The sequence below is a fragment of the Halomonas getboli genome (assembly GCF_023094245.1).
Lineage (GTDB): Bacteria > Pseudomonadota > Gammaproteobacteria > Pseudomonadales > Halomonadaceae > Halomonas > Halomonas getboli.
Genome location: NZ_JALMEW010000006.1, coordinates 46,612 through 59,340, shown reverse-complemented (window position 1 = coordinate 59,340; position 12,729 = coordinate 46,612). Strand labels below are relative to the sequence as shown.

At 68.0% G+C, this 12,729-nt stretch carries 11 protein-coding genes; 1 reads left to right on the top strand and 10 read right to left on the bottom strand.

Annotated elements, in window-relative coordinates; translation table 11 throughout:
• The first annotated feature begins 20 nt into the window (after positions 1 to 20).
• Positions 21 to 896: an SDR family oxidoreductase gene (locus tag MYL53_RS13260; RefSeq protein ID WP_247854425.1), complete on the top strand. Its 876-nt coding sequence runs from the start codon at positions 21 to 23 to the stop codon at positions 894 to 896.
• Here MYL53_RS13260 and thpR read toward each other — a convergent pair.
• From thpR to MYL53_RS13210, 10 genes are all read right to left on the bottom strand, one after another.
• Positions 893 to 1,453 carry an RNA 2',3'-cyclic phosphodiesterase gene (gene thpR / locus MYL53_RS13255; protein WP_247854424.1) on the bottom strand — a complete coding sequence of 187 codons (561 nt, stop codon included), beginning with the start codon at positions 1,451 to 1,453 and terminating at the stop codon, positions 893 to 895. The two genes, MYL53_RS13260 and thpR, sit on opposite strands and share 4 nt — an antisense overlap.
• Before the next feature lie 166 nt (positions 1,454 to 1,619).
• A complete protein-coding gene (locus tag MYL53_RS13250) occupies positions 1,620 to 2,009 on the bottom strand; it encodes a RidA family protein (protein WP_016855923.1) in 390 nt (129 codons plus the stop codon).
• Between the two features lie 92 nt (positions 2,010 to 2,101).
• Positions 2,102 to 4,234 (bottom strand): RelA/SpoT family protein, encoded by a 2,133-nt coding sequence (locus MYL53_RS13245; protein WP_247854423.1) that lies wholly within the window; start codon positions 4,232 to 4,234, stop codon positions 2,102 to 2,104.
• Between the two features lie 54 nt (positions 4,235 to 4,288).
• Entirely contained in the window at positions 4,289 to 4,552 is a 264-nt protein-coding gene (gene rpoZ / locus MYL53_RS13240; protein WP_247854422.1) for a DNA-directed RNA polymerase subunit omega, read from the bottom strand.
• A gap of 126 nt (positions 4,553 to 4,678) precedes the next feature.
• Positions 4,679 to 5,293, bottom strand: coding sequence for a guanylate kinase (gmk, locus tag MYL53_RS13235; protein WP_247854421.1), 615 nt, complete (start codon positions 5,291 to 5,293; stop codon positions 4,679 to 4,681).
• An 80-nt stretch (positions 5,294 to 5,373) separates the two neighbouring features.
• Entirely contained in the window at positions 5,374 to 6,570 is a 1,197-nt protein-coding gene (locus tag MYL53_RS13230) for an MFS transporter (RefSeq protein ID WP_247854420.1), read from the bottom strand.
• Positions 6,571 to 6,697: 127 nt separating this feature from the next.
• Entirely contained in the window at positions 6,698 to 7,651 is a 954-nt protein-coding gene (gene glsB, locus MYL53_RS13225; RefSeq protein ID WP_345740378.1) for a glutaminase B, read from the bottom strand.
• Positions 7,652 to 7,747: 96 nt separating this feature from the next.
• On the bottom strand, positions 7,748 to 9,214 hold the full coding sequence (locus tag MYL53_RS13220) for an alanine/glycine:cation symporter family protein (protein ID WP_247854419.1): 1,467 nt from the start codon (positions 9,212 to 9,214) through the stop codon (positions 7,748 to 7,750).
• A 337-nt stretch (positions 9,215 to 9,551) separates the two neighbouring features.
• Positions 9,552 to 10,982, bottom strand: coding sequence for a sigma-54-dependent transcriptional regulator (locus tag MYL53_RS13215; RefSeq protein WP_247854418.1), 1,431 nt, complete (start codon positions 10,980 to 10,982; stop codon positions 9,552 to 9,554).
• Positions 10,979 to 12,706 carry a transporter substrate-binding domain-containing protein gene (locus MYL53_RS13210; protein ID WP_247854417.1) on the bottom strand — a complete coding sequence of 576 codons (1,728 nt, stop codon included), beginning with the start codon at positions 12,704 to 12,706 and terminating at the stop codon, positions 10,979 to 10,981. Before MYL53_RS13210 ends, MYL53_RS13215 begins: the two co-directional genes overlap by 4 nt.
• Between the last annotated feature and the right edge of the window lie 23 nt (positions 12,707 to 12,729).

Below are 12,729 nucleotides of genomic sequence, written 5' to 3'. Positions count from 1 at the left end.
TATCAGGGGGCGAGGGAAAGGTGAAGACAACGACGCTGATTCTGGGCTGTGGTGATATCGGCACGACGCTTGGGCAGGAGCTCAAGGCGGCCGGCCACAGGGTCATCGGGGTGCGCCGCGATGCCGACAAGCTGGCCGGCAGCGGCCTGAAGGGCGTGTCGGCCGATCTGGGCGATGCCGAGGCGCTGGCCGGTCTGCCGGATGCCGATATCCTCGTCTACGTGGTCAGCGCCGACCGCTTCGAGGAGGAGGCCTATCGCGCCGCTTATCCTGACGGACTCAAGACGGTGCTCGCCGAGTTCGGCGGCCGCAAGCGCGTGCCGAAGCACGTGTTCTTCGTCTCCTCCACCAGCGTCTACGCCCAGCAGGGCGGCGAGACGGTGGACGAGGAGAGCCCCGTCGAGCCGACCGGCTTCTCCGGCCTGTTGATGCGCGAGGCCGAGCAGGCGCTGATCGAGCACGAGCTGCCCGGCTCGGTGGTGCGCTTTTCCGGCATCTACGGCCCGGGACGCGACCGCCTGATCCGCCAGGTCGGAGAGGGGCGCATCGCCGCGGCGACGCCGGCCATGTACTCCAACCGCATCCACCGCGACGACTGCGCCGGCGTACTGGCTCACCTGATCGGCCTGGCGCTGGCCGGCGAGTCGCTGCACGAGCTCTATCTGGCCAGCGACTGCGAGCCGGCGCCGCTCCACGACGTGATGGCCTGGCTGGCCAAGCAGCTCAAGGTCGAGGCGACCGCGACCATCCAGTCGCCGCTGCGCCGTCGGGCCAGCAAGCGCTGCGACAACGCCCGCCTGATCGAGAGCGGCTATCGCTTCCGCTTCCCCACCTTCCGCGAGGGCTATCTGCAGGTGCTGCGCGAGGGCGGCTATCTGCCCGAGGCCACCACCTAGCGCTTCTCCTCTTCCTTCCCAGCAATGACCGACACGCCCGGGAGCGGCCCGGGCGTGCGCGCCAGGCATGCATAGCGGCTGCCTCGGGGCGTGACGGTGGAGTGAATCAGCTCGACGCGAGAATACGCCCAGTCCAGCGCCACGGCCGGAAGATCCGGTCCTGGAGGCTGCGTGGCCCGGCGCAGCAGGGTGACGTGGGGCACGAAGTGCTCGGGGCGCCCCTCGACGCCTAGCCGCTCGAGCCCCTCCCACAGCTGATGCTGCAGGGCGACGAGTGCCGGATCGGGCGCATCGCCGCCGACCCAGACGATGCCCGGACGGCGGAACTGGCCCCAGCGGTCGAGCCGCCAGTGGCCGGGAAGGAGAGTGAAGCGTGTCAGCCAGTCGGCGATGGCCGTGGCCCGGCATTCCGGCTGCTCGCCGAGGAAGGCGAGCGTGAGGTGAAAGCTGTCGTCCGGCATGCGCCGGCCGCCGCAGCGAGAGCGGGCGGTATCGGCCAGAATGCCGAACCGCCGGCGCAGGGCCGGCGGTGGTACCAGGGCCAGAAACAGGCGCATGGTGCCTCAGACAGCTTGCCCGACCTCGAGAGTCTGATGGCCGGCGGCAAGATGTAGCGAGGGTCCTACGCCAGGGATGGCGTCGGTAGCGCCCAGGGATGGGTTCACAGCGCCCTCGCGAAAGCTTGTCGCCGGCCTTCCTCTGTTCTCGGCCGGGGAAGCGCCATCAGTCGCCGATGACCAGCACGGCTTCCGCCTCGACCTGGCTGCCCTTGGGCAGGGCCTTGACGCCGACGGCGGCGCGGGCCGGATAGGGCGCATCGAAGAACTCCTCCATGATGCCGTTGACGATGGCGAAGTTGTCCAGATCCACCAGGTAGAGGTTCAGCTTGACCACGTCCTTGAGGCCGCCGGCGGCCTCCTCGGCGACGGCCTTCAGGTTGGCGAAGACCTGGCGGGCCTGGGCCTCGAAGTCGTCGGAGACGATCTCCATGGTGGCCGGGTCCAGCGGGATCTGGCCGGACATGTAGACGGTGTTGCCGGCCTTGATGGCCTGGGAGTAAGGGCCGATGGCGGCGGGCGCCTGGTCGGTGTTGATGACGGCCTTGTTGCTCATGGTGTGCTCCATGTGTTGTTGGCGATGATCGGGAAGTGTCCAATGACGGCGCCCCCGCCCGCCGCGACCGCGACGGGTGAGGGCGCTGAGACTCAATTGCCCAGGCGGGTGATCTTGCCGACGTGGGACAGGTTGCGCAGGCGCTTGATGATGCGCGCCAGGTGCACGCGGTTGCGCACCGACAGGGTCAGGTTGACGATCGACAGCCGGGCGTCGCGCTCCTCGATGCCGATGCGCTCGATGTTGGCGTCGGCGTCGGTGACCAGGCTGGCCAGCTCCGCCACCAGCCCGCGGCGGCTCTCGATCTCCAGGCGCAGCGGCACCGGGAAGTCCTCGTCGGCCTGATTGGACCATTCGAGGGCGAACAGCTTGTCCGGATCGCTCTTCAGCTCGGCCAGGTTACGGCACTCGGTGCGGTGCACGACGATGCCCTTGCCCACCGAGAGGTGGCCGATGACCGGGTCGCCGGGCAGCGGATGACAGCAGCGGGCGAACTTGATCACCATGCCCTCGGCGCCGCTGATCACGATCGGCCCCTGCTGGTGCGAGCCCTCCGCGGTCGGCAGCTGCTCGCCGTGGTGTAGGTCGACCAGGCGCCGGGCGGCCACGTGGGCGACCCGGGTGCCCAGGCCGATCGATTCCAGCAGGGTGTCCTGATTCTTCAGCTCGAGCTCGGCCAGCAGCGTGGCCATCGGCCCGCCGGGCAGCTCCTCGAGACTGGTCTCGAACTCCGCCAGCGCCTTGTTGAGCAGCCGGCGACCGAGCTGCACGGCCTCGGTGTGCTGCTGGTGCTTGAGCGCGTGGCGAATGGCCGAACGCGCCTTGGCGGTGACCACCACGTTGAGCCAGGCCAGGCTGGGCTTGGCGCCGGGGGCGGTGATGATCTCCAGCGTCTGGCCGCTCTCGAGCCGGGTGGAGAGCGGCGCCAGATGGCGGTCGATGCGGCAGGCGATGCAGCTGTTGCCGATGTCGGTGTGCACGCTGTAGGCGAAGTCGATCACCGTGGCGCCCTGAGGCAGCTCCATGATGTCGCCCTTGGGCGTGAACACGTAGATATCGTCGGGGAACAGGTCGTTCTTGACGTGCTCGATGAACTCCAGCGAGTCGCCGGCGTGGCGCTGCATCTCGAGCAGGCCCTTGATCCAGGAGCGGGCCCGGGCGTGGCTGCCCTCGGCGATCGGGTGATCGGTCTGGCCGGCCTTGTATAGCCAGTGGGCGGCGATGCCGTTGTTGGCCATGGCCTCCATCTCGCGGGTGCGGATCTGCACCTCGATGGGCATGCCGCCGCTGCCGAACAGCGTGGTATGCAGGCTCTGGTAGCCGTTGGCCTTGGGGATGGCGATGTAGTCCTTGAAGCGCCCGGGCACCGGCTTGTAGAGGTTGTGCACCATGCCGAGGATGCGATAGCAGCTGTCGACGTCGTCGGTGATGATGCGGAAGCCGAACACGTCCATGATCTCGGCGAACGACTTCTTCTGGTCGCGCATCTTGCGGTAGATCGACAGCAGGTGCTTCTGGCGGCCCATCACCGAGCCGGTCAGGCCTTCCTCGTCGAGGCTGTTCTGCAGGGTGTCCTGGACCTGGCGGATCGCCGAGCGGCGATGACCGCGGGCGCTGGCCACGGCGCGCTTGATGCGCTCGGCGCGCATCGGGTGGATCGCCTGGAAGGACAGGTCCTCGAGCTCGACGCGGATGGTGTTGATGCCCAGCCGGTTGGCGATGCGGGCGTAGATCTCCAGCGTCTCGCGCGCGATGCGGCGCTTCTTCTCCGGGCGCAGCGCGCCCAGGGTACGCATGTTGTGCAGCCGGTCGGCCAGCTTGACGATGATCACCCGGATGTCCCGGGACATCGCCATCACCATCTTCTGGAAGTTCTCGGCCTGGGCGACCGCCTTGTCCTCGAAGGTGATCTGGGTCAGCTTCGAGACGCCGTCGACCAGCTCCGCCACGGCCTCGCCGAACTGCGCGCCCAGGGCCTGCTTGGAGACGCCGGTGTCCTCGATGACGTCATGCAGCATGGCGGCCATCAGGCTCTGATGGTCCATGTGCATGTTGGCCAGGATGTTGGCCACCGCCAGGGGATGGGTCACATAGGGCTCGCCGGAGCGACGTCGCTGGCCGTCGTGGGCCTGCTCGGCGTAGTAGAAGGCACGCTTGACCTGCTGGATCTCGTCCTGGGGAAGGTAGCCGCCGAGGCGGTCGGCCAGGTCATCGATGGTGAACATGCGGCGTGCCCTGAAGGTTACGTGATGGCCGGTCGGATGGCGGCGACGCCGGCATCACTCCTCGGCGGGGATGCCCGGCTCGCTCTCGGGGCGCGGACGCACCGGGGCGGCCTCGATCGGCTCGTCCAGCACGCTGGAGTCGACCAGGCCGTCGGCGATCTCGCGCAGCGCCATCACGGTGGGCTTGTCGTTTTCCCAGGGCAGCAGGGCATCGCGGGAGCCGCGGGCCAGCTGGCGAGCGCGCTGGGTGGAGATCATCACCAGCTTGAAGCGATTTTCGACGTTTTCCAGACAGTCTTCGACGGTAACACGCGCCATGGATGCCTTCCTGAATGCTGACGGGCAAAGCCCCGGCCGGCGCCTTTGCGCCCCGGGGATTCACCGATGAATAGAGGGGTTAGATTACTCGACGCCCCGCTCGCCTGACAAGCGCCGCTGCCGCGCTCAGGAGAGCAGCGCCGCCAGCAGCGGCGCGTGGCGTTCGCGGGTGCGCTCGGCGGTCAGACGCCGGGCGACGACCAGCGACTGCAGCTCGCGTTCGGCGGTGGTGAAGTCGTCGTTGATCACCACGTAGTCGTACTCGTCGTAGTGCGACATCTCGCTGACGGCCTCGCGCATGCGGGAGGCGACGACGGCGTGCTCGTCGGTGCCGCGGCCGGACAGCCGGCGCTCCAGCTCCTCCCGCGAGGGCGGCAGGATGAAGATCGACACCGTCTGGGGCAGCTGCTCGCGGACCTGGCGCGCGCCCTGCCAGTCGATCTCCAGGATCACGTCCTGGCCGGCGGCCAGCAGCTCCTCCACGGCGCGCCGCGAGGTGCCGTAGTAGTTGTCGAATACCTTGGCATGCTCGAAGAAATCGCCTTCGGCGATCATGCGCTCGAACTCGGCCGGATCGACGAAGTGATAGTTCACGCCGTCCACCTCACCCTCGCGGCGCGGTCGGGTGGTGTGCGAGACCGAGACCTGGATGCCGTCGAGGCTCTCGATCAGTTCGCGCACCAGGCTGGTCTTGCCGGCGCCGGAGGGGGCGGAAACGATGAACAGCGTACCTTGGGGCATGACGGATCCTGCGATATCGACGGCTGCGGAGGAGGGCGCGAAGTATCGCACACTTCGTGCCCGTGCCCCAGCCTTGGGCCTCAGGCCGCGGCGGCCCTGGCCTCCCGGCGCTCCATATAGCGGCCGGTGAAGAACATCACCAGCCCGCCGAGGGCCAGCATGGCACCGACCAGGCCGCTGGCGGACCAGGGCGCGCCGCCCTTGATCACCACCGCGGCCAGCCAGGCGCCCAGGGCGTTGGCGGAGTTGAAGGCGGCGTGGTTCATCGAGGCGGCCATGGTCTGGGCATCGCCGGCGACGTCCATCAGCCGGGTCTGCAGCGCCGGCCCCAGTGCCATGCTGGTGCCCACCAGGCCGACGAACAGCAGGCCGCTGATCAGGTGGTTGGCGGCGAAGAAGAAGCCCGTCTGCACCACCAGGCACCACAGCAGGATGCGGGGAATGGCCTTGAGCAGGTTCCTGTCCGCCAGGCGGGCGCCGACCAGGTTGCCGAGGATGGTGCCGACGCCGAAGATCGTCAGCACCCAGGGGCCCACCGATTCGCGCATGCCGGCCTGGGCGGACAGGGTCGGCACCACGTAGCTGAACACCGCAAACATGCCGCCGAAACCGATGCTGGCCACGCCCAGGGTGAACAGCACGCGCTGCTTGACCAGCGCCGAGAGCTCGCGCCTGGGGCTGGCGTTGGGGTCGTGAGGCTGGCTCGGCACCCACAGGCGGATCAGCGCGGCGGTGGTCAGGGCGATGGCGCCGACGCCCATGAAAGCGCTCTGCCAGCCCAGCCACTGACCCGCCCAGGTGGCCAGCGGCGCGCCGACCAGGATGGCGGTGGTCAGGCCCAGCATCACCCGGCTCACCGCCTGGGCGCGCTGCTCGACGGGGACCGCATTGGCCGCCACCAGGGCGGCGACGCCGAAGTAGGCGCCGTGGGGCAGGCCGGCCAGGAAGCGCAGCCCGACGAACGGCCAGAACGAGGTGGCCATGGCGCTGGCGACGTTGCCCACGGCGAACACCAGCATCAGCACGATCAGCAGGGTGCGGCGCGGCACCCGGGCGGCCAGCGCAGAGATCAGCGGCGCACCGACCACCACGCCCAGCGCGTAGCTGGAAATGGCGTAGCCGACATCGGCCGAGGCGACCTGCAGATCGCCGGCGACCCGCTCCAGCAGGCCCATGATCACGAATTCGCTGGTGCCGATGCCGAAGCCGCCAAGGGCCAGCGCCAGTTCGGCCAGGCGGGGATGGCGCGCGGTGGCGCCGGACGGGATGGTCGACATGGCGAACCTCCTGGGCAGCGCCCGATATGGGTCGAGTGAAGCCAGGAATTTTACTCTTTTTTTGCGACCAAAGTCTAAGTTTGGGCGCTAATTTGGCGTGTCTTTCGGTCTTTTGAACGTAATAAAACTATATGTTCATTATCGTCATACTGTCGCTGGGGATGGCTCTGGACCAGCGCCCGAGGTCGTCGGCGAGCAGTTCGAGGACATGCTGGGCGGCCACCGAGTTGCCGCGCTCATCCAGCGCCGGCGACCAGGCGCAGATCGAGAAACGGCCGGGCACGATGGCGACGATGCCACCTCCGACGCCGCTCTTGGCGGGCAGGCCGGTGCGGTAGGCGAAGTCTCCCGCCGCGTCATACATCCCACAGGTGAACAGCAGTGCATTGATCCGACGTGCAAGGTCGGGGCTGACGAAGCGCTCGCCAAGCGACAGGGCATGGCCCTCGGCGGCCAGGAAGTTGAAGGCGCGAGCGAGGTCGACGCAGCTCATGGACAGCGCGCAACAGGAGAAATAGGTCTGCAGCACGGTGTCCACGTCGTTGTCGAGATGGCCGAAGGCCTGCATCAGATAGGCCATGGCGGCGTTGCGGGCACGATGCTGCCACTCCGAGGCCTGTACGTTCTCGTCAATGTGGATCTTCGGGTTGCCGGACAGTCGCCGGGCGACGTCACGCAGATGCTTCGAGGGCGTAGCGAAGGCGCCGACCAGACGATCGGTCACGGCGATGGCGCCGGCGTTGATGAAGGGATTACGAGGCTTGCCGCCCTCGGCCTCCAGCTGAGCCAGGGAATTGAAAGGCATGCCCGAGGGGTTTCGGCCCACGCGGGTCCAGAGCGCGTCGCCCTGGACCCGCAGGGCCAGAGTCAAGAGCAGCACCTTGGCGATGCTCTGGATCGAGAAGGGCGTCTGCGCCTCGCCGGCGTGGTAGATAGCGCCCTGATTGCTGCAGAGCGCGATGCCGAAGCGATCGGGATCCTGCTCCGCCAGCGCCGGAATATAGTCGGCGACGCGACCGATGCCCAGGCGGGCTCTGGCCCGTCGTTCCAGGCTCTCCACCCATTGCTGCATGGTTTCCATGACGTCTCTCCAATGGTCGTCTCGAGGGGCACCGGGACGCGACGGCCCGGCGGCGGCAGGTGCCGCGGCCGGGCCGTCGCGCTCGGGGGAGGGTCGCTAGGACGCGGCGGTCGATGCCGGCCGCGAATGGCGGGCGTGTTCGCGGTCTTCCGGCGCTATCTCCCAGGCTGCCGGATCGACGTCCAGGTCGCCGAAGCGCTCGGCATCGAAGACCGGTCGTGTCACGCCCGACCGGATCTGACCATCGAAGTCGCGCAGGATGCGCAGTCCCGGCTTGAACAGCAGGATCAAGGCGATGAGGTTGGCAAGTGCCAGGAAGCCCATGGTGGTGTCGGCGAAGGCGAAGACGGTGCCGAGGTCCGTCATCGCCCCCCAGGTGCACAGGCCGATGATGGCGAGTCGGAAGGCGTTGAACAGGGTGCGATTGCCGCGGCTGAAGAAGTCGAGGCTGTTCTCGCCCAGGTAGTAGTTGTAGAGGATGGTGCTGAAGCCGAACAGCAGTAGCGCGATGCTGACGAAGCTGCGGCCCCACTCGCCGACGTGATCGGCCAGCGAGGCCTGAGTCAGGGCGATGCCGTCGATGCCGGCGCCGGCTGCCGGATCATAGGCCCCGCCGAGGAGGATGATGAAGGCGGTGGCCGAGCAGATGATCATGGTGTCGATGAACACCGAGAAGGCCTGGACGATGCCCTGATTGACCGGGTGCGGCACGTAGGCCACTGCCGCCACGTTGGGCGCGCTGCCGAGGCCGGCCTCGTTGGAGAACAGGCCGCGCTTGACGCCCATCATGATCGCCGCGCCGATGCCGCCGCCGATCGCCGGTTCGAGGCCGAAGGCGCTCTTGACGATCAGTCCGATGACGTCGGGCAACTGCGTTACGTTCAGTGCCAGGACCGCCAGGGCGATCAGCAGGTAGCCGCCTGCCATCACCGGGACCAGGAATTCGGTGACTCGGGCGATGCGCTTGACCCCGCCGAACACGATCAGGCCGACCAGCAGGGCCAGGCCGAGCCCGGTGTAGCGGGCCGGGATGCCGAAGGCGTCGTCGAAGGAGGTGGCCACGGCATAGGACTGCAGGGCGGTGAAGGCGAAGCCGAAGGTGGCCAGCAGCAGCACCGAGTAGAGGCCGGCCAGCCAGCGCCAGCGATGCCCCAGGCCGCGAGCGATGTAGCGCGCCGGGCCGCCGCGGTAGGTGCCGTCGGGTTCGGCGGTCTTGTAGGCCTGGGCCAGGGTGCACTCGAGAAAGCTGGTGGCCATGCCCATCAGGCCGACCACCCACATCCAGAACACCGCACCCGGGCCGCCGAGGGTGATGGCCACGGCGACGCCGGCGATGTTGCCGCCGCCGACCCGGCCGGCCACCGACAGCAGCAGCGCCTGGAAGGAGCTCAGGTGGCCGTGCTGGTCGCGCTTGAAGGCCTGGCTGGCGCCGAGAATGCGGAACATGCGGCCGAAGTAGCGGAACTGCACGCAGCGCGAGGCCAGGGTGAAGCCGATGCCCACGGCGACCAGCAAGGCGATCAGCAGCTTGCCCCACAGCAGGTCATTGATCAGGTCCAGCATTGTGCACCTCCCGGCTGCGTGCCCTGGGAGCTGCGGGGTGCGGTCGTGGCCATGGCGGCCGTCTTCATTGTTGTTGGCATCGGTCGTCGAACCTCTTGCTTTTGGAATTGGGAGGATTCCCGTCGGGGGAATCCGCCTATCCGGAGCAAGACGCGTGCCAGTCGACTGTTTTTTTTCACAATCAACTGATCTTTATGGATTTTATAGCGATGCCGGTCAGGGGTGGCGGCGGCGAAGGGCTATAACCTCCGGCTCGGCCAGGGCTGGATGATTTAGTCAAGTGTATGAAATAAAAGCGATTTTTTCGGTTATAACCAGGGTTATGGTCGCCGTGAGGTTATAGGGCTTCCGGCCCCGCTTCGCGCAGCTTCTTCAGTCGCTTGCTCAGCGCCGGCTGGGAGATGCCCAGCAGCCGCGAGGCGATCGACTGGTTGCCCTCGGCCCGGCGCATGGCCTCTCGGACCAGCAGGTCGGCGACCTCGTGCAGCGTCGGCAGGGGCTCGTCCGGGGCGAAGACGTGGCGTTCTGCAACGACTTTCGATGGTTCGGGAACCGTGCGTCCCGGATCGATGGCGCGCCGGAACACCTCCATGGACAGCGTCCGCGAGCGGTGGACGCTCATGGCGTCATAGGCCATGGCGCGCAGTTCGCGCACGTTGCCGGGGAAGGGATGGTTGGCCAGCAGTACCGGCAGCTCGGGGGGGTAGGTCGGCCGCGGCTTGTCGAGCTCGTCGGCAGCTTCGGCGAGGAAGTGGTCCAGCAGCAGCGGGATGTCGCCGCGGCGCTGGCGCAGCGGCGGGATCCACACCTGGTGGGTGCGCAGCCGGTAGTAGAGGTCCTTGCGGAAGTCCCCGGCCCGCTGGCGTGCCTCGAGGTCGTGATGCGTCGCCACCACGATGCGCACCCGCGCCCGCTTGGGCCGGTCGCTGCCCAGCGGATAGTACTCCCCCTCCTGCAGCAGGCGCAGCAGCTTGACCTGGGAGGCCGGGTTCAGGTCGCCGATCTCGTCGAGGAACAGGGTGCCGTCCGCGGCCTGCTCGACCATCCCGGCGCGTGGGCGGTCGGCCCCGGTGAAGGCGCCCTTCTCGTGCCCGAAGAGGGTGTCGGCAAACACGCCGTCGTCGAGCCCCGCCGCATTGACGCAGACCAGCGGCCCGGGCCGACCGCTCAGGGCATGGGTCGCCCGGGCGATCAGTTCCTTGCCGACGCCGCTCTCCCCGCCGATCAGCAGCGGCTGGCCGCTCGGGGCCACCGACTCGAGGTACTGGAAGACCGAGCGCATGCCCTTGTCGTCGGTGACGATGTCGGCGAACGCCTCGGGATGTTCCAGGGTGTCGTTGAGGAAGCGGCGCCGCAGCTCCTGGTTTTCCTGGCGCAGCTCCTGCAGGCGGATGGCCCGCTTGATGCCCTCGATCAGCCGGCTCTGCTCGTCGGTCTTGACGAAGTAGTCGAAGGCCCCGTGCTTGATGCAGTCGACGGCGGTCTCCACCTGGTTCAGGCCGCTGATCACGATCACGCCGACGTCGGGGTGTTCCTCGACGATCCGGCGCAGCAGGGCCTCCCCCGACAGGTGGGGCATGGTGAGGTCCAGCGTCACCAGGCCGATGTTCTCCCGCGCCAGGATGTCCATCACCTGGCGGCTGTCCTGGCAGCGATGAAGATGGTTGATGCCGCCGCTGCGCTCCAGGGCGATGCTCAGGCTGCGCAGGAAGGAAGGCTCGTCGTCGACCAGCAGCAGGCCGAAGGCGGGATAGAGGTTCATGCTCATCGCTCGTCCTGATGGGAATCGGCAGCGCCGTCGGCCGGGGCCACGGGCAGCGTCAGGGTGACGGTGGTGCCCTCGCCGGGGCGCGAGGCGAAGGCCAGGTCGCCGTCATGCTCGCGGACGATGCCGGCCGAGACCGACAGCCCCAGGCCGGTGCCGCCGTCCTCGCGCCGGGTGGTGAAGAAGGGATCGGTCAGCCGGGAGAGTGCCTCGGGATCGATGCCTCGCCCCTCGTCGCGCACTTCCAGGGCCACGGCTCCGTCGCCGGGCAGGTGGCGGGTGGTCAGGCGGATGCCCTGGTCGCGGCTCTCGAGGGCCTGGCAGGCGTTCAGCACCAGGTTGATCACCACCTGCTCGATGCGCTGGGCATTGCCTCGCACGGCGGGCAGGTCGCCCGCATAGTGCGCCTCGAAGCGGTCGGTGGCCTGGCGGATCGAGTTGTCGACCAGGCGCACCGCGGTCTGCACCACCTCGTCGAGGTCGAGGCGCTCGCCGAGATCGCGGCTGCCCTGGCGGGCGAAGTCCTTGAGATCGCCGACGATGCGCTTGATGCGCCGGGTGCCTTCCAGCATCTCGTCGAGCATCGAGGGCACCTCGTCACGCATGCGCGAGTAGGGCAGGCCGCCGAACGGGAAGTCGCCGTGCTCGCGATAGTGGGCCTCGAGAATGGGCCGGGCATCGTCGTAGGCATCCCGCAGCACCGGCAGGTTCAGCAGCAGCAGGCCGCTGGGGTTGTTGATCTCGTGGGCGACACCGGAGACCAGCACGCCGAGCGAGGACATCTTGTCGGCCTGGATCAGCTGCTGCTGCTGGCGGCGCAGCTCCTCGGTGCGGCTCGCCACCTCGCGCTTGAGCAGGCGATTCCAGATCACGATGCCGCCCAGGATCAGCAGCAGCAGCGCCGAGGCGATGGCGCCGATCATGCCAAGCCGCTTCCACGGCAGCCCCTCTCCCTGCTCCAGCGGACCCAGCCACTTGTCGTAGATGGCCTGGTGGCGGCCGGTGTTCTTGAGAATGGCCAGCCCTTCGCTGAACTGTGCGAGCACGTCGGCGTTGCCTTCCTTCACCGCATAGCCGTAGCGCAGCGAGAAGGGGCGGGCGACCGGCACCAGGTTGGTCAGCCCGAGTTCGCGGCTGAGGTACAGCGCCGGGAGATTGGCCACCAGGGCGTAGTCGTGCTGACCGGCGGCGAGGGCGCGCAGCGCGTCGGCATGGGTGTCGGTGGTGAACAGCTCGGCGCCCACGTCCCGCTCGAGCAGCAGGTCCTGCATGATGTCGCCGCGCTGGACGATGACCTCCTTGCCGCGCAGCTCCTCCAGGCGTTCCACGGGCGGCGTGCCGCGGCGGGCGAAGATCGATTGGTGGACGATGGCGTGGGGCGGGGCGAAGTCGAAGCTGTCGTCGCGAGCCTGGGAGTAGGACATGCCCTCCAGGGCGTCGATCTCGCCGGTTTCCAGCTTGTGGCGCATCTCGCTCCAGGGGCCCAGCTCGATACGCACCTCGATGCCCATCACCTCGGCGATGGCCCGGGTCAGCTCGACGTCGTAGCCAGCGGGGCGACCTTCCTCGTCGAGGAACTCATAGGGCGGGTGGTAGTGGTCGCCGCCGACCACGATCACGTTGTCGTTGCGACCGGACTCTCCGGCCGTGCCTTGCTCGGCCTGCGCGACGACAGGCCTGGTGGTCAGGCATAGCGACACCAGAATGGCCGATCGCAGGACTGCCAAGAGGCTTGGAGCGCTCGATAAAA

Coding starts and splice junctions, on each gene's coding strand:
- thpR (WP_247854424.1), bottom strand. CDS start 1,453: ATGCGCCTGTTTCTGGCCCTGGTACCACCGCCGGCCCTGCGCCGGCGG.
- MYL53_RS13250 (WP_016855923.1), bottom strand. CDS start 2,009: ATGAGCAACAAGGCCGTCATCAACACCGACCAGGCGCCCGCCGCCATC.
- MYL53_RS13245 (WP_247854423.1), bottom strand. CDS start 4,234: ATGTTCACCATCGATGACCTGGCCGACCGCCTCGGCGGCTACCTTCCC.
- rpoZ (WP_247854422.1), bottom strand. CDS start 4,552: ATGGCGCGTGTTACCGTCGAAGACTGTCTGGAAAACGTCGAAAATCGC.
- gmk (WP_247854421.1), bottom strand. CDS start 5,293: ATGCCCCAAGGTACGCTGTTCATCGTTTCCGCCCCCTCCGGCGCCGGC.
- MYL53_RS13230 (WP_247854420.1), bottom strand. CDS start 6,570: ATGTCGACCATCCCGTCCGGCGCCACCGCGCGCCATCCCCGCCTGGCC.
- glsB (WP_345740378.1), bottom strand. CDS start 7,651: ATGGAAACCATGCAGCAATGGGTGGAGAGCCTGGAACGACGGGCCAGA.
- MYL53_RS13220 (WP_247854419.1), bottom strand. CDS start 9,214: ATGCTGGACCTGATCAATGACCTGCTGTGGGGCAAGCTGCTGATCGCC.
- MYL53_RS13215 (WP_247854418.1), bottom strand. CDS start 10,982: ATGAGCATGAACCTCTATCCCGCCTTCGGCCTGCTGCTGGTCGACGAC.